The organism is Halorubrum miltondacostae (genome assembly GCF_041379815.1).
In the GTDB taxonomy this organism is placed as follows: Archaea; Halobacteriota; Halobacteria; order Halobacteriales; family Haloferacaceae; genus Halorubrum; species Halorubrum miltondacostae.
Map to the genome: position 1 here is coordinate 1 of NZ_JBEDNY010000001.1, position 15,946 is coordinate 15,946.

Sequence of the window (15,946 nt, forward strand, 5' to 3'; positions counted from 1 at the left end):
ATACCTAATTCGCATCGATCATCCGGATACCTAATTCGCATCGATCATCCGGATACCTAATTCGCATCGATCATCCGGATACCTAATTCGCATCGATCATCCGGATACCTAATTCGCATCGATCATCCGGATACCTAATTCGCATCGATCATCTCCCTGAGTAGTTTTGGTGACAGTTTTTCTCGGCGGTTATGAGGTTTTGACGGTGACTCTGATTAGGATTTTGTGAGTGGTGTCTGCGGTGCGTTGCGGGGCGACGTGAGTCACTGAATCACGTAAAACCCGTGAATACAGGCGTATCGAGGGTGTGGCGTGTGTGGCGTAGGTTCAGTGATGTGGGGATCCCGCACCGCATTCAATGCGGCCAGTTCACGTCACTGAACCAGAAACGTCTCGTTCGGATCTAATTCAGTGATGCGGGGGTTCCCACACCGCATTCGATGCGACCAGTTCACATCACTGAATCAGCTGTACCTCCACGGGACACACGAGTGAATACACAGTCGCGCTCGGGACGTCCAGGTGCCGCGCACCCGCCGGGGTTTGAGCCGCGAGGGTCGAGGTCCATGTGTGGCTCGGACGCTCCCTACGGTCGCTTCCGCCATCAATGAGCAATACAGCAATGACAGCTACAGCGATATTGGGGTGAAGTAATCGCTTCAGTTCGATTCTTCTTCTTGTTTCCCGACTTCCTGATTCCGTTATTTTTGCTTCCTTTTTTCTTCCCTTGTCTCCCTTCGTGACCCCTTCCTCTTCTTCTCTCGTCCTCCTTCTCCTCTCTTCTCTCCCTTCACCGTTCTTCTCCTTCTTCCTGCTCTCGCTCCCTCTCACCCTTCTTCTTCTCCCGATCTCTGATCTTTCTCTCCTGTTTCTCCCTACTTTCCTTCTCTTCCTCATTATCCGCCTTAGTACCCGAGCGATTTTGCCGAGTAACTCACGTTGCCGTCTCACCTGTTGGTTTTGGGTTACTCATTGCGCGTCACGAGTGGCCGGTCACGTGACTCGTTAATACTCATTGCGCGGTTTTTTGTGTTCTACTGTTTTCTGATTGGTTCCTCACGTCGCGCGCGTAGAGTTCTGCGCAACCCTTATACGGGTTTCTTTTATGCCGCTAATTATAAGATGAAACACAAAGATACACGACTCGATTCGGACGCACTGCTGGTACTTGATGCGCTGTCTCGGCAAGACGACCACCGCCTCACCACGAGTGAAGCGAAAACCGTGACCGGCATCTCAGACAACGACTACGTCCGCCGCCGATTCAATAAACTCGAATCTGCGGATTTAGTGACTCTCGACAAAGACAAGAACGCGCCGACTCCCATTCCGCCGACGCGCGCGACACTCACCGAGGAAGGAACCGGGAAGGCTGAGTCGTGGGATCTCGATCCGAAGTCCACGGACATCCGGAGTGCTGAGGAACGACTGCTTCGGGTTGAGCGTCGACTCGATGATCTGGATTCCCGTCTGGACACGATTGAGGAGGAGGCGACTCGCGACCCCGAGTCCATCCCTGAGTTGATCGAAGCGCGGCGGCTGGTCGCCACGTTGAACGATTACGCGGTCGATGAGTTAAACGCTGATCTTGGGAAATACTACCCGACAGAGGTATAGGCGGTAGAAGATGCAGTCACTGATCTCGGCCAGTGACTGTGGTAGTGCTTAACAACAAGCAGACGGTGAAGTGAGGACTGTGGTCTGGTTTTGACGTTGTTGTGTGCCTGCCAAATTCGAATGGAAACGCGGGGCGGGATGTGTCCCACTGATCTCAGAGATTTCGCTCGATTTGCCTACCTATGGGGATCACCATGGTAAACGCCACCCTCTCAATCGACGCTTTTAATATTAGTCATAAAACTGACAAATAACGCCGGGAGGCACGGCTATAATTCCTTTTACTGCGACACCCAATCGATGACAGAAATAACAGTCGACATTGATGAAGACCTGCTAACTGTCCTTCAATATGTCGCGGATCACTCCAGCAAAGACGTTGAGAAGATCGTCGAATCAGGGATCCGTGGGACCCTCAACGACCATTCCCAGCAAATCCTCGACAATCAGTTCGTCGGCGTTCGAACTCTTCTTGAGATTATTGAATCGAATGAAGGAACAGTTGAAGCAGCTCGGAACGGAGAATTTGAACTTCTCGTCGGAATAGAAGCCGAGTAGAGATTTTCTGCGGAAAAATAATCTCTGGCTCTGTTGAAATCCCATTCATCAGACATATTATCACCAGAAACGTCTGGTCACTGAAGAGTGCCTACTCCGCAATCAAGAATTATACAGTTCTATTCCCGGTTACTCAGTCCGGCACCAATTGCAGCACCAAGTGCCACTCCGATAGCGAGCCACAGTCCGATATTATCCGTAGCAGAACCGATAGCGACCCCAATCGCAAGTCCAATCGCCATCCCTATTCCCGTGTCTTTCCCGCTCGGTCCTGGCTCGCTTTCCCCGCTCATGTACTATCAGGTGACGTGAGGAGACGGTAAGTCCACCGTCTGTACTGACCGCAACGGGCTAAGATGGGTCACCTCTGAAAATTTCAGCAGAGCCGTTATTCTGCAGTCGAAACAGCGGGGTGATCCGCATCCATTCTCGTCAGATACATCTCCCGGTTCTCGCGAAGAATTTTCCCCACCCCACTCTTCGAGATTTCACCGATTTCATCGGAGATGTCACGATACGACATCCCCTCCACCACCCTCAGATGGAACACGCGCTTAACAATCGGCCACTTACCGTCCTTCACAAGAAATTCGCCCTCATCATCGAACTTGAGGCCGAACGGTGGAGATCCGTGGTAAAACCCCTTTTCGCGTCGATGCTCTACCGCCGCCTTCGATCTCTCTATCTCTTTGGCCTTAGCTTCCGATTCTACAACTCTCCGAACCCTGAACGTGAGTCGATCATCGGGGACTTCCGAGACAAAACGGAGTTCACATTCACCTTCGAGAGCAGCGTGGTGAATCACGCTAAAATACTCATCTCTGGCGATTCTGGTGTCGTCGTTCGCGATCAAGTAGTCCCATCTCTCGGCGCGAAGCCCCGAGATCAGCTCTTTCACTTCGGGTTGGGCATCCAGCCGCCCATCATCATCCTTGGATTTGAAAAACAGGCTGAACCCGGAGGTGTTTCCGAGATCAACCGTGTCAAGTGACCGTGCATCGAGTTCCTCAGCTAACTCTCGCGTGTTGGATCGCTGCTGCTGGAGAGAGATGCTATCCTCGGTGCCCTGACTTTGTCTGATGACTCGTACCACGTCAGTCATCATCCACCCGGGTGATTTTGAGGGATTTTCCGCTGTCAACGGTCCACTCCACTTTCTCCCCGGCTAACTCCATCGCGTCACCGAGCGACTTTGGCACTCTCACTCGATAGTAACCATCACTGTCCTGAACGACTGTTGTCTTCGTGGTTTCTGGCATGGTTTCCAATGGGAACAATGCTGTACCCATACTTGGATCTGTTGGGGGTGGCCCCGTGGTGGAGGCCTCGTGGACACATCGGCGGTGGCGCGCGTGGGAGATAGCTAGGGATCACGTCACGGTATCACGCACCAACCCATTCCTAATCCGATCTCAGAACGTAATCGGATACATGACAGACACAGACGAGATCAAGGACACCGAAACATTCCAGGCGGTTCTCGACGCCGACCGAGACGACATCCGAGATTTCCACCGAAAACACGGCGAGGACAAACTCGCGGATGCTCTCGAAGTGACGATTGACTACCTCAACGGGGAGTTAACGCGGAGAATGGCCGCGACAGATCTGGGAGTCACCAATTACGAAGGGATCAATATTACAAACGAGATCGAAGAGGTCGTTCGGGAGATGCACAGGAAGGATCCGTGGCTCGACACTCAACTCCGAGACGATGTCTTCGAGTGACTCGATACTGGTGACGCACACTGAACATGTGTGGTGTGTCCCCTCCCGAAAACAACTCACAGAGCCTCTGAGTCGTGTGTTTACACTCGCAAAATGGAGGTGTTTGGCTCTGCTGAAATCCTCAGCAGGTGATATGTTTTTGCAGGTGTGCTGAATATAGAGCGCGTATCTCTCGCCGGAACTTCGCCAGAATATTTGTGAAAAATCTTTTACGCGTGTCTGAGTGGATGGTTTAGAAAAATGAGGGCGAATAGAACACCTCATTATTGAACTGGCGACCATCCGGTTCATTTAGGCACATGAGTGGCTTTAGCAAAACAAACCGCAGCATTTTTATCCTACCTCCCCATTATTCCATATGCAATATTGACCGTTGTCCGAATCGGGCAACGGATACACCTTTCCTGAAGGCACTTGAGTCGCTGGTAGCCTAATATTTATTAGGTGTAAAAGCAATTATCTGATATGACGGATAGTGTTATATTGATTGACGGCGGTTATTATGATGCTGTAAACAACTATGTCATGGACGATCATGGAAGTCCAATTGACATTGAAGAGTTCTCTCACGCATTATGCGATTACTTTGATACAAACCTGCTGAGAACGAAGTTCTACCATGCCCCTCCATTGAATAGCGAAGGTGAAGAGGATATGTCAATAAGACAAAGTTTTTTTGATATGATTGATGGGTGTCGGAATCATCAGTTTGTGCAAAGGGGACGTGTCCGACCAGATACTGGGAATCAAAAAGGAGTAGATGTCGGAATTGCAGTTGATTTGGTTGATATGGCGCATAAACAGAGAGCAGAGGCATTCATTTTGTTCGCCGGTGACGAAGACTTAACACATGCCGTTGAATCGGCTAAAGACACACTTCACAATGTATACGTCGCGTATGGGGCAGATCCAAGTGAGGATCTGTATGTTTCACAAAAACTCACCCAACAAGCGGATGCAGGATTAAATGTTGTAGAAGACGACTGGATACGTCGGTGTTTATATTCAAATTAAAATGTCTGAAATATCTCATCGATCTATGGCTCAATCTCGGCTATCTATTGAAGATTCGAGAATTACTGAGAACGTGTTACAATATGTTTCTGAAATAATTGATGCACAACAGACGTTGGCAAACATTCAAGATGATCTGACCGACATTAATCTATCAATCACGGGTTATAAAACACAACAGAAATTGTATAATATAAATAGCAGATACCAAGAAGTGAGTAGAAGCGCTAATACTCTTCATACAGTAATGGTCACACGAAAACTAGATGTACTAGACAGTATTTCAAACAATGACGACCGGGACAAAAATATTCTTGATATGTGTATTCGGAATGATGATATATCAAATGAGATTGCGAGGCTTGAAAATTCTGTAGCGTCCGTTGGTCAACAAATTAACTCAAAAACCATTGCTGCTAATTCTCGGCTCGGAATAACCATCTCATTAGTTGCCAGCGGGATCGCTCTCCTTTCTATAGTTGTTTCATTAATTTCTTAGTATTTATTCTGAGAGTAGTCAGGTGCTAATTTGAAGAAACAATAGAAGAGCTAATCACACTCATCTCTCAGTATTTGAAACAAAATTGCTCACCTGATTATATTCTTGATGTTTCTTTGGATAACAAAACAAAATTTTCATGAAGCATCTATTCACTACTACTCGTCAACTGCTGTACTCAGCCTCTGTATCTCGCACGCCGGTCCTATCAGTTCCTAAGGATTTCAACAGAGCCAGGTGTTTTTTTTTTAAGTCCTCGAACCTCGGGAACCCGTGTCGTTGGCAGACTCCACCAACACACAGATGCCGTCTCACCCCTAATCACAAGACGGGGACGCGATTCGGGCGCTTGTAGGAGGCAACCCGAGCTGTCAGAGGCACACGTCCCCATCTATTCATCTGTCCGGTTACACACATAAACCGCAGGTAGAATCAAGTCACTGCGACCGAGTCCACTCAATCGCGTCCTCAATCAACGAGAGTCGATACGCCACAAGTCCGGAGTCCCGAGTCTCGGAGTCTGCCTTGATCTCTGATCGCATCTCGATGAGATCCTCTTGGTCGTTCTGCTCCAGCAACTCTCGAATTCCCATCAGTCTCGTGTGAAGCGGATCCGGCGAGTACACCGGCGTTTCCTCTTTCTCAGACTTCAAAAGCACACCCAAATCAGTGAGTCGATCCAAATACTCCCGCGCCGTCACCTCAGACACACGCGCCTCAGACGCGATATACTGAACAGAACGAGGCTGAGACACAGTACTGCCGATTGACCGCACCCTGTCGTATGCAGTCGTCTGATCCACCCACTTCGATACTCCATCGGTGGGTCCCATACATCGACTCAGTGACTCTGGGAAAATGAATCCACCCCCGGACATTGCGGTTCACCCCGCAGTCACTGGCCAGTGACTCTCCTGCGAATCCGAGTTCGGCCTGCGTCCCCGGCTAGCCATCCACCTCAACTGCCTCCTGTTCCCGGCTCAGAACCCCGGCGAATAGCGTCACTACGTACTTGTGACTCTGTCACGGTACGTTTCGTGAGAGTGGTCACCGACGATGATGTCGTGTAGATTGGTTGTCCACGGGACAACCTCGAATTTTCGTCAACACCACACCCCAGCCACCTGCTCCGTCTCTGCCAGTGACTCAGTCACAACCTAGTAGCAGTCCCGTTCCGCTCTCCCGTTAATCGACACCAGGTCATCTGTGACTAACACGGCATACTGCTTCGATTCGACGGTAGGCGGGCGCGGGAGCGACGGTTCGTCAGGACTCAGGTCGTGATACGAATCGAGGCGCTCGCGTTCGATTCCGGATTCAGGAACGACATGATACGACGCCAGATCCACAGATTCAGCCATGGATACGTCCATAGTCGGAGGTGTGGCCACTCCGCACTTAATGCGTAGCCTCGACGATACGTGAATCCCAATCCACTGTCAATCACTTCAATCAGATCCATGAATCTTCAATAAACTTTTATGTTATAATCCCGATTTTTGAGGTAATGCCAGCAAGAAAGAAACAACACTACGTCCCAAAACTCTACATGCGGGGATTCACAGACACCGAAAAACTCCCATCCTATCAGTTAGACCACCGCCAAGAATTCCAGCCAACATCGATTGACAACCTCTGCTACGAGGACTATTTCTATAGCGACGACTCTGAGAAAGAAGAAGCGACAATGAAGATCGAGGATCGGTTTGCGGCTGTCCTCCAAGAACTCAGAAACGAGCAGACGCTCTCCGCGTTAGACAGTGAGGAGGAGTGGATGTTCCTTCTCACATTCTTAACTCATACGCATAAACGGACGAAGAACGCGAAAAAGGAATCTCAGGAATTCACTCAGAAACTTCTCCGTCTCTGGCTCGAAGCAAATGAAGGCGCGATGGAGGGAGGCGACGAAGAGATGCGTCAAAAAGCCTTAGAGATGCTTGAGGAGGACAAAATCCAGATCAAAAACAGCCCCGCATTCCCAATGGGCGAACTCGTCTCGATGTATGGGCCATTACTGATTGGAGATCTGGAAGTAGCATTACTGAGAGACGCGACCGAGATGGGGTTCATATTCTCTGACCACCCCGTCGTATTGGATAATCCGATGTTTCAGGATGAGATCCGGGACGCGAAAACAGGGTTCCAAACACGGGGCATACAGATATTCTGCCCAATTTCTCCTGACCTCACGCTCATGATGTATGACCCGGATTGCTATCATATTCCCGGCACCGGTGTAGTTGATGTTGGGAGCGATGTTGTGACTGATCTGAATAAGTTCCAGATTGTGAACACATTAGACGCTGTATTCTATCAAACCGAAGGCAGGGAATCAGAGATACGTGTTCTGCACGATGAAGTAGAGGACTTACGACCTGAGTATATGACTCAGGTGGATAGGTTCGACTCGGATGATCCACAGTTCGATACAGATAACGAGGTGGTTGGGATAGGGTCGACCGTCCCTGATTTCTCTCCAGAATTGGCCTTTGTGGAGGAATTGAATGCAGAGTTCGATCTAATTCGATCCCCCGAGATGTATCGGATGTACAAATCGATGAGCAAGGACGCACGTGACTATGCCAAGGAGCAGCTGAAAGAAGACGAGTAGACGCCGATTGTGTATAGCGATTTGGACACCGGTTTTCCGGAGCTTTTTCTCGGGTATACACACCGGTTTTCCGGAGCTTTTTCTCGGGTATACACACCGGTTTTCCTGAGCTATCTTTATGAATATCAGTGAACCCCGGTTGCGTATGCCGATTTGGACAGCGGTTTTCCGGAGCTTTTTCTCGGCCACACACAGCAGTTTTCCGGAGCTTTTTCTCGGGATTCTGCGTTGGCACGCACTACCAACAGTCTACAAGATTGGTTCGAGAGCTGCTTGTAACGCCATTCGAGTCGAGTCATCCGCGCGCTCCAGCTCCAAATGCCCACGCCCAACCTTCCCCTTCTTCATTCCGCCCCACAGACGCAGCGAATGCGAATTGAACACGTCTTGATGAAACACACAGCGGAGAACTCATCCGCCCTGCTCAAGCACCGCGATCCGTTCAGTGGGAGATCCGCACTCTACACGACCCGCAGCTCGTCGGAGGATAGATCCGCGTTCATCACGCACCCCCGACGCGACCACGAACAAAGATGGACCCATTGAGAACCATGTTTCAAACTTTCAGGTGGATTTGCGATAGCTGTGCGAAATACAATGCGCACCTTTTGCGATCAACATCGAGAATGTGATGCAGTAAAACTCAAAAGACTCTGTATACTTATTCTGATAAAATGTGGACGGATCGTGGGCAAGGTAATCCGGTGGGTGCAATCATCACCCTTGTCATAGTAGCCGTGGTCGCTATGCTCGGTATTTACCTATTCTCTGAGGTCAGTCAAACTGTCACAATAACTGGTCCCCTTGCTGGCAGCGGAGAGAATCTTCTGGCTGCTGTATCTGACGCGCTTGTGTTAGCAGTTGGTGGAACCGGTATCGCAGTCACTGCTATCCTGATTCTCCGGGGTGCTGGACGGTGAACGCTGAAATCATCGGGAGGTCTGTTCTCTACGAATTCACGGTAGTTTTGATTCTTGCTGCCTTGTGGCCATTTCTCCCGACCTCAGGCTCATTCTCTCAGATTCCCGCAGCAATAGACGAAATCAGTGATTTCGTGATTCCTGCAGTCGTTGTTGGGGCACCGGCAGTGGCATATCATCTTCTAAGCGAATGGTGAGAAGGTAGTAGGGAACGAGTGGTGGGTATCTCTGAATCTATTTTATATGATCTGTTGAAATCCTATTCTTCAAATATAATATCGAATGTAACAACCGCTTGCTGAAGAGTACGTGGTTTTCAGAATAGTTATTTGACATAAGAACATATCCGAAGAAGTTGATTTAAATAGTGTTGAGAAATCCTAATTCTATCTCGGAATTTTTATGTGATCGGATTGTGTCAGTTCTCTTTATTGGATGGGAGACGAGTATCCTTCTGACTGGAATTCTCGTCGTAAGAAGGTCTACAAGCAAGACAACTACCGATGTCAGAAGTGTGGGGCAAGAGGTGGAAAACGTGGCAATTCGGAACTTCATGCGCACCACATAAAACCGATCTCAGAGGGTGGATCGCACAGATACAGTAACCTCAAGACATTATGCAGGTCTTGCCACTCTGATGTCCATGGACACGGAGTTGGAGTGTCTACCACCTCAGACACTTCAAATGAAACTGACCCTGTCGAAGTAGTGATTTCTGCGGCTATAATCGGTATTGTTGTGTTCTTTGCAGTAACGTATGGGTCTATAGTACAGGTTCTTCCCGCTGGGCAGTCGGTTAGTGAAGAATATCATATTGAGTACGGAACGGTCACGGATGACCCAGATGGAGGTGGTCAGGAATACAACTACAATGTCGGCCCTCCTCTGGTCCTTCAATATGAGTTAGCTGACAGCGTGATTTCAGAAAATCAAAAAACACAGTTACGGGTGTTACTTCACAACCCAAGCGAAAACCGTCTTGAAGGCCAACTGGAAGTTCTTGGTAGAGTTAGCTATCGATTTAAAGGCGAGATCACGACGCTAAACTTTGACCTCTCACCGGGAGAGACAGTTATGACGAATATTACTCTTTCCGGAGATATGTTGGTCGCAGATAGTGGTACAAGTCCTCGAACAACAAAATTCAACGCTAAAGCGACTATCTGGAATGATCCTTATATGGAGATTAGTACGGCCGAAAAAGAGATCACAGCTGATAAGATGACGTTGACAGTTCGGAAGCCGTTATGGGCACGGCTTGGACTATACTGGTTAGGATTCTTGGGAATATTGTTGAGTGGGGGCGTCTATCTATTTTGGAAAAAACGCCTCCATTAGAATACTCTGATGTTGACATTCAGAGGAGCTGTTCTTCATGCGGTTTTTCGCGGAGCCAGTGAAAATGGTACTCAGTAAATCGTTCGACGTGATGAGGATCTCAACAGGGACAAATTGTCGTTTTTGACGTAAGCCAATTAGTGTTAGTTTATGCCAAGAGCTTACCAACTTCTAAACAAAGCGCACATCTATGCCATTCATCGGAGAGCTGAATCAAGAGAGGGTGATTCCGGAGCAAGTCCCTGACAAAACCACAGTTGTCTGTCCATCTTGTGGTGGTGATATGCGACCTCGCCAACCCTCAGATGAGGACCATGTACGGCACTTTTTCCATCTTAACAATTCGGGTTCATGTACTGGTGGGGAATCTGAGGAGCATAAGAGAATGAAATCTATGGCAGTGTCCAAACTAAGGGACGTATTTTCTGGTCAGTATTCGCAGTGTGGACCTGAGGTAATGTTAGATATGAATGGAACAACGTCGACAGTCAAAAAGCGAGTAGCGGACTCGTTAGTTCGTTTTGAAGAGCAGCACCCTCTTTTTGACTCCGGTCTCATTATCGAGGTTCAGTTTAGGAATAAGGGAAAGTCGATCCCAGAAACAACAAAAGGTTATCTTGAAAAAGGCTACAGCGTCTTCTGGGCATATCCGAAGGATTTCTCTGAAAGCGAATTCAAATATGAGCGTTTGGAGGAGGGTTTCAGTTCCAATAGTAACCTTGCATACTTGCCAAGTGACCTGAACCGAGTAGGTGAGTTTGATGAGGAAGATCTACTATGGGAGGATCCTATGCCTGAGTGTAATCACCAGTGGAAGGATATAGACGGATTCCAGTTCTGTGCCCGGTGTAGAATTAATCGGGCATACAGTACTGATCGGACTCGATTCTTGTATGACAACGTGGGTTTCTTAGGCCCTACAGACCGTGACGATGTATCTCTGGAAAAATCACCAGGGCGAGACGATAACACGAATATTGACTATCAAGATGGATACGGGATTTCAAAATATCCGAGAGGTGTTTCAGACGATTGTATCTATGGTGGTGAACACAGGTGGATGGATTATGGATGGGCTGACCAGGGAAAGGCTGCATGCAAGGACTGTGATGCAAAAATTTGGAAAGAAGATCTTCCAGATAGCGAAATGATCGATGAGAGCTTCTGAGACCCATCTGGAGGTCATGAGTTAGCGATACAACTGGTTTACTCAGAACGGTATCTGTTGAAATTCTATTCTAACAGAGATTTGCGGCTCTGTTGAAACCCTCAACAAGAGACACATTCTGCCCCGGCTGTGGTCAATACAGATAGCTCACGAATCGGTCAGTACAGGGATTTGATAGACCACACGATCACTGATCAGATGGTAGAATACACGATAGGAACCGTATTACCCAGAGAGAGCGGAGAGAGCAGCAGAATGTACCGTGAGATTTCGTGGGCTGTTCCCGCTGACCCCTATATTCTTGAGGAGTTGTCTTCGTACGACGGGTGGCAGACCGCAAAAAATCTTTCAATCAATACGGGCTTCAGCCACCAGTGGACCGGTCAGCGTTGTAAAGTGTTTGTTGAACACGGATTGGCTAAGCGCCACGAAACTGAACCTGCATATCGAATTACTGAACGCGGAAAGAAGGTAGTTGCTGGCGAAATTGCGTCGGACTCTCTTGATTAGTTAGAAGACAGGTGTGCTAACCGTTCTATAACTTCCTATGAATTAATCAAGAGAGGGGACTCACAAATCACTCAGTACCGGTGAGTCTCGGAACGTTCTGAACAGGCAACTCGTGGTTTGTCCAACCGTTTTTCAGTTGTTTATTTCGATCCGACCCGATTAATCTCCCCGCTCATACGAGAATACCGTCGTACGGTCGTCCTCCTCATCATGGACGTGCATCAACAGCAAATCGTTAATAGTGAAGTTCGTCGTGATCTCGCCGGTGTATGCCACCGTCGCTGGGCCGTCACAATTGTCACCAGTCGCCTCTGTGGTGAGTTCAACGACCACAGCGCCCTCAATGCTGTCAATGCTGGAGAACGTCGCAGTCTCAAGCGTGACGCAGTCTACGTCCGCCCCAAAGGTACCCTCCACAGTAGCGTGGTCGTCGTTTACCGTGACCGTCGCCTTATCCTCCGGATCGTCATTGGCCGTCACTGATTCAATCTCAACAGTAGCCGAGACCTCGGGAGGAGTGTCACCGAGGCACCCACCACCGACGGTAGCAAGTCCAATTCCGGTACTGGCGAGAAATCCTCGGCGTCTCATATATCAGACACGATGAGTGTTACATATATGCTTTGTCTCAATTGTTTAGGTAGGTAGTTGTTCTGAGCCGGTCAACACGCACTCTTCGTCAACCGGCTGTTTCAGTCGATAATGTGGCTGAAAAATAGGATTTCAACAGATCCTGTGGAGGAACAATCAACGGAAGATTTCCAGTGACTCTGACGGGGGCTACGCACGAAAACAGGAGTTGCTGTCGCCAGTAGTCACTGGCTCCAGTGACTCATCGGGATACCCCAATTTGTGCCATTACCGATTTTATATATTATCGAGATACCCCCTTCGCTGCTCAACTCGTGTTCGTTCGTCGCGGCTATCGTAGTGATCCTCTATTACCTCAGGAGTGACATCAGCCCGACCAGACACGACTTCCGGTGGCACACCGTTTGCCAAGAGATGCGTGATATGCCCCCTACGCCACGTATGAGGACTTTTGCTCGACGGACACCCATACGCATCCGACTTACACTGAGCGGCGTCACAGCTATCAGGATCACGGTCATGAGGGCACTCCAATCCCTGCTTACAGGGCCGAGTAAGACCGTAACTGTGCTTTCGAATTACAGACGATCCAATCCTTCCATTTCCCGTTGTGATCAACGGATCCCGGCCAAACTCATCGCACTGATCCACACGTGTATGCTCGATGTAATCGTTGAGGATAGCCGCAGTCGTCGGTTTAATCGCCACTAATCTCTCCGACGCATACTGGTTCTTCAGTGTCGTTCCTTGATCTGGCCGGTGGCGCAACTCCAACAGCTCCTCGTCAATATCCACGTCATCAAGATCCAGTGACCGAATCGAGCAGGTACGCAAGCCAGTGGCCCAGAGTAAAGTAATAACAATGTGATCCCGAGAGGCGTAGTCGAACCGATCAAGCCGATCAAGGATAATCTCGGCCTTTTCTTCCGACACATACTCATCGCGGCTATTGTCGTCACTGGATAAGGTCGGACTCTCTACGGCATTAGACAGATTCTCCTCGACAATCTGCATCTTTTCGCACCACCGAATGAATACCCGTAGGGTATCCATCTGCGTCTTTTCACTCGCGGGTGAGAGGTCACCGTCGTCCCGTCGCCACGAACGATACTGCGTCAGATCTAACGGCGACAGGTCCGCCATTATTTCGAGGTCATCTTGTTGGTCAAACCACCGACAGAACTGACCAAGTCGGGATTTGTGACTGTTGATCGTTGATTCAGCGACCTCGGATCGCCGCGCATCCAAGTAGGTGCTAATGGCTTCTTGGGGTCGGGTCATCCCCGGACCACCTGGGTTCGGATGGATCGCTGTTTATTGCTGGGGTCGGTATGTCGGTGCTGATGATCGGGTTCGATTCGCGGGATGAGCGATGCTTGGGTTCGCGTTCGCGTTTTGCTCGTCATCTTGTGGTCCTGAATCAGCAGACGAACTGGTGACCGGCTTACGACCCATTAGAAGCGTGTTGAACCCTCCGTGGTTGATCGAGGGCGCAGGAAGGCTACCGCCACTTGGTTCCATGGGGCGGTTGGTGGAAGCGCACCCCGCCCGCGAGCGAAGCGAGCAGGCAGGGAGCGACACCCGCGAAACCGTTGGGAGCGCCGCTCCGCGCGGTGATAATCCCGTCGCGCCCGCTTCCTCACAAACCGTTTCACGACTAATGCTAATTCTATCGTAGAAACTCGCTACACACTGGAATCGGCCGCATCGGTTCTTTCCGAACACGGTCGTGAAATCGGGTTGAATATTTCACCGATCGCGACCCCCTTCGAGTCGGGTGATCGGTCCCACCAACCTGGGGTGTTTTCCGCATGATGGACCTGCGGGTCGACCCGGACGAGTCTGGAGTCTGTCTGGCTTGCGGGTCGCACCTCCCGCCGCTGTTCGGTCGAATTCACGGCGACGACGATGATCGCGCTCACCGGTGCCCGGAGTGCGACTCGTGGGTGCGAATCTGCGAGGAGAGCGCTGCCCGTCCGGCAGGCTACCCGATCACACTGCCGACTCCGAAGACGAAGACTAGGTAGTACAGCGAGATAGCGACGAGGGTGACGCCGGTAACGAGGTTCACGATCCGGCGGTTGTCCGTCAGCAGGCGGAGCACGCGGTCGCGCCACCGTTCGGAGACGACGGCGAACGCGAGCAGCGGGCTCGCCATTCCGACGCCGAAGGCACCGAAGTTCGCGACGCTAGAGATCGGGTCCGAGAAGAGGAACGCCCTAGCGAAGAACACCGAGATGAACCCTGGGTTACAGGGCAACACGATGGCCCCGAAGAAGGCCCCGTACACGAACGCCGACAGCGACGGGAACCGCGTCTGCGGCGGTTCGACGGTCGGGAGTGCGGCCTGCGGATGGAGGTCGGCGGCCAACACGACGCCCAGCACTGCGAGCAGGGCGAACGCCGGCGGCGAGACGGCCTCCACGACGGCGGTCAGCGACGTCTCGAGGAGCGTCGTGAACAGGAGGCCGACGGCGCCCATGAACGCGATGACACCGAGAGCCACCAGGACGCCGAGGACGGCTATCGGCGGGGCGTCGTCGTCCTGATTCGAGAGGAACGCGAGGAACCCCGGGTACAGCGGAATCACGCACACGGCCGACAACGGCGTCGCCAGACCGAGGGTGAACGACGCCGCGACCGCGGTGAGGAACGCCATCTCAACACTCGTCGGCGGCCGCCTCGATCTCCGCGGCGGACTGCTCGCTCCCGGAGAAGAACTCGGTGACGCCGTCGTCACACGCGACAATGACCGGAGTGCTCGGGGCGTTCGTCACCGCCGGCCCGAACGCGTCGACGAGCGACTGCGTCATCGGCGCCGGCGCGACCGCGAATCGCCAATCGAACCCGTTCTCCGTCGCGTGTTGCCGGACCTTCTCGGCGTCTTCGTTCGGGTCGGTGTTGAGACTGACGACGGTGACGGACTCGTCGACGCGGGACAGTGCCGCCGACTGGCGCTCGCACTTCGGACACCACACGGCGAACGACTGGATCGCGACCGGTCCCGCCAAGTCGTCGACGCGGAACGGATCGTCGGTCAGCACGTCGGTCAACTCGGTCGTCCGCCAATCGGCCACGGCGTCCGTCGACCCGTCGCCACCGCCGGAACCGTCGTCGGGTCCGGACCCGCCACCGAGGCAGCCGGCGAACTGCCCCGCACCCGCGGCTCCCGCCGCCGCGAGGAACCGCCGTCTGGAGAGGCGACCGGACCGGTCACGCGTCGCAAGAGGGTCGTCCATGGGCGGAAGACCGACCCGCTGACGGTAATATGTTGTTCAACATTCGTTCGGATTCGTTCGAAATTGTCCGACGGCCGCCGAGCGATCGGCGACCCCGGTTCGGACACTCGACGCTCAGCCATGCCCAAATCGCAGTACACCGGACCGAACTGT

The 15,946-nt window shown here is 51.3% G+C and carries 19 protein-coding genes and 1 pseudogene; 11 read left to right on the forward strand and 9 right to left on the reverse strand.

The window, feature by feature from the left end:
• Nucleotides 1-456 precede the first annotated feature (456 nt).
• Nucleotides 457-897 (reverse strand): hypothetical protein, encoded by a 441-nt coding sequence (locus ABNG04_RS00005; RefSeq protein WP_371158927.1) that lies wholly within the window; start codon nucleotides 895-897, stop codon nucleotides 457-459.
• 225 nt (nucleotides 898-1,122) lie between these two features.
• On the opposite strand from ABNG04_RS00005, the gene ABNG04_RS00010 reads away from it, so the two are divergent.
• Nucleotides 1,123-1,617, forward strand: a complete 495-nt coding sequence (locus tag ABNG04_RS00010) for a hypothetical protein (RefSeq protein WP_371158929.1) — start codon at nucleotides 1,123-1,125, stop codon at nucleotides 1,615-1,617.
• Between the two features lie 300 nt (nucleotides 1,618-1,917).
• Nucleotides 1,918-2,175, forward strand: a complete 258-nt coding sequence (locus ABNG04_RS00015) for a hypothetical protein (protein WP_371158931.1) — start codon at nucleotides 1,918-1,920, stop codon at nucleotides 2,173-2,175.
• A 119-nt stretch (nucleotides 2,176-2,294) separates the two neighbouring features.
• Here the strand turns inward: ABNG04_RS00015 and ABNG04_RS18120 are convergent, their stop codons facing one another.
• The 3 genes from ABNG04_RS18120 to ABNG04_RS00025 form a co-directional block, all read right to left on the reverse strand.
• Nucleotides 2,295-2,468 (reverse strand): glycine zipper domain-containing protein, encoded by a 174-nt coding sequence (locus ABNG04_RS18120; RefSeq protein ID WP_510963761.1) that lies wholly within the window; start codon nucleotides 2,466-2,468, stop codon nucleotides 2,295-2,297.
• Nucleotides 2,469-2,563: 95 nt separating this feature from the next.
• Entirely contained in the window at nucleotides 2,564-3,277 is a 714-nt protein-coding gene (locus ABNG04_RS00020) for a recombinase family protein (protein WP_371158933.1), read from the reverse strand.
• Nucleotides 3,270-3,434, reverse strand: coding sequence for a hypothetical protein (locus tag ABNG04_RS00025; RefSeq protein WP_371158935.1), 165 nt, complete (start codon nucleotides 3,432-3,434; stop codon nucleotides 3,270-3,272). The genes ABNG04_RS00020 and ABNG04_RS00025 overlap by 8 nt, the downstream gene beginning before the upstream one ends.
• A 172-nt stretch (nucleotides 3,435-3,606) precedes the next feature.
• On the opposite strand from ABNG04_RS00025, the gene ABNG04_RS00030 reads away from it, so the two are divergent.
• Nucleotides 3,607-3,903 (forward strand): DUF7437 domain-containing protein, encoded by a 297-nt coding sequence (locus ABNG04_RS00030; RefSeq protein ID WP_371158937.1) that lies wholly within the window; start codon nucleotides 3,607-3,609, stop codon nucleotides 3,901-3,903.
• Nucleotides 3,904-4,368: 465 nt separating this feature from the next.
• The gene (locus ABNG04_RS00035; protein ID WP_371158939.1) at nucleotides 4,369-4,917 is read left to right on the forward strand and encodes an NYN domain-containing protein; all 549 of its coding nucleotides are present in this window, start codon (nucleotides 4,369-4,371) and stop codon (nucleotides 4,915-4,917) included.
• Between the two features lie 936 nt (nucleotides 4,918-5,853).
• Here the strand turns inward: ABNG04_RS00035 and ABNG04_RS00040 are convergent.
• Nucleotides 5,854-6,249, reverse strand: a complete 396-nt coding sequence (locus ABNG04_RS00040) for a DUF7342 family protein (protein ID WP_371158941.1) — start codon at nucleotides 6,247-6,249, stop codon at nucleotides 5,854-5,856.
• A 324-nt stretch (nucleotides 6,250-6,573) separates the two neighbouring features.
• Nucleotides 6,574-6,789 (reverse strand): hypothetical protein, encoded by a 216-nt coding sequence (locus ABNG04_RS00045; RefSeq protein ID WP_371158943.1) that lies wholly within the window; start codon nucleotides 6,787-6,789, stop codon nucleotides 6,574-6,576.
• A gap of 134 nt (nucleotides 6,790-6,923) precedes the next feature.
• On the opposite strand from ABNG04_RS00045, the gene ABNG04_RS00050 reads away from it, so the two are divergent.
• From ABNG04_RS00050 to ABNG04_RS00075, 6 genes and pseudogenes are all read left to right on the forward strand, one after another.
• Nucleotides 6,924-8,027 (forward strand): DUF4238 domain-containing protein, encoded by a 1,104-nt coding sequence (locus tag ABNG04_RS00050; RefSeq protein ID WP_371158945.1) that lies wholly within the window; start codon nucleotides 6,924-6,926, stop codon nucleotides 8,025-8,027.
• A 916-nt stretch (nucleotides 8,028-8,943) separates the two neighbouring features.
• Entirely contained in the window at nucleotides 8,944-9,144 is a 201-nt protein-coding gene (locus tag ABNG04_RS00055) for a hypothetical protein (protein ID WP_371158947.1), read from the forward strand.
• A gap of 238 nt (nucleotides 9,145-9,382) precedes the next feature.
• Nucleotides 9,383-9,580, forward strand: a pseudogene (locus ABNG04_RS00060) (HNH endonuclease); the annotation flags it as partial.
• A gap of 27 nt (nucleotides 9,581-9,607) precedes the next feature.
• A complete protein-coding gene (locus ABNG04_RS00065; RefSeq protein ID WP_371160767.1) occupies nucleotides 9,608-10,285 on the forward strand; it encodes a hypothetical protein in 678 nt (225 codons plus the stop codon).
• A 190-nt stretch (nucleotides 10,286-10,475) separates the two neighbouring features.
• On the forward strand, nucleotides 10,476-11,453 hold the full coding sequence (locus ABNG04_RS00070; RefSeq protein WP_371158949.1) for a competence protein CoiA family protein: 978 nt from the start codon (nucleotides 10,476-10,478) through the stop codon (nucleotides 11,451-11,453).
• Between the two features lie 198 nt (nucleotides 11,454-11,651).
• Nucleotides 11,652-11,963, forward strand: coding sequence for a winged helix-turn-helix domain-containing protein (locus ABNG04_RS00075; protein ID WP_241211164.1), 312 nt, complete (start codon nucleotides 11,652-11,654; stop codon nucleotides 11,961-11,963).
• Between the two features lie 159 nt (nucleotides 11,964-12,122).
• Here ABNG04_RS00075 and ABNG04_RS00080 read toward each other — a convergent pair whose 3' ends face one another.
• The gene (locus ABNG04_RS00080) at nucleotides 12,123-12,554 is read right to left on the reverse strand and encodes a hypothetical protein (RefSeq protein ID WP_371158952.1); all 432 of its coding nucleotides are present in this window, start codon (nucleotides 12,552-12,554) and stop codon (nucleotides 12,123-12,125) included.
• Between the two features lie 1,814 nt (nucleotides 12,555-14,368).
• Between ABNG04_RS00080 and ABNG04_RS18035 the strand changes: the two genes are divergently transcribed.
• Nucleotides 14,369-14,581 carry a DUF7563 family protein gene (locus tag ABNG04_RS18035; protein WP_445972114.1) on the forward strand — a complete coding sequence of 71 codons (213 nt, stop codon included), beginning with the start codon at nucleotides 14,369-14,371 and terminating at the stop codon, nucleotides 14,579-14,581.
• Here ABNG04_RS18035 and ABNG04_RS00085 read toward each other — a convergent pair.
• Both ABNG04_RS00085 and ABNG04_RS00090 read right to left on the reverse strand, forming a co-directional pair.
• Nucleotides 14,539-15,213 (reverse strand): cytochrome c biogenesis CcdA family protein, encoded by a 675-nt coding sequence (locus ABNG04_RS00085; protein ID WP_371158954.1) that lies wholly within the window; start codon nucleotides 15,211-15,213, stop codon nucleotides 14,539-14,541. The genes ABNG04_RS18035 and ABNG04_RS00085 overlap by 43 nt on opposite strands.
• Nucleotide 15,214: 1 nt before the next feature.
• Nucleotides 15,215-15,793 carry a TlpA family protein disulfide reductase gene (locus ABNG04_RS00090; protein WP_371158956.1) on the reverse strand — a complete coding sequence of 193 codons (579 nt, stop codon included), beginning with the start codon at nucleotides 15,791-15,793 and terminating at the stop codon, nucleotides 15,215-15,217.
• Between the last annotated feature and the right edge of the window lie 153 nt (nucleotides 15,794-15,946).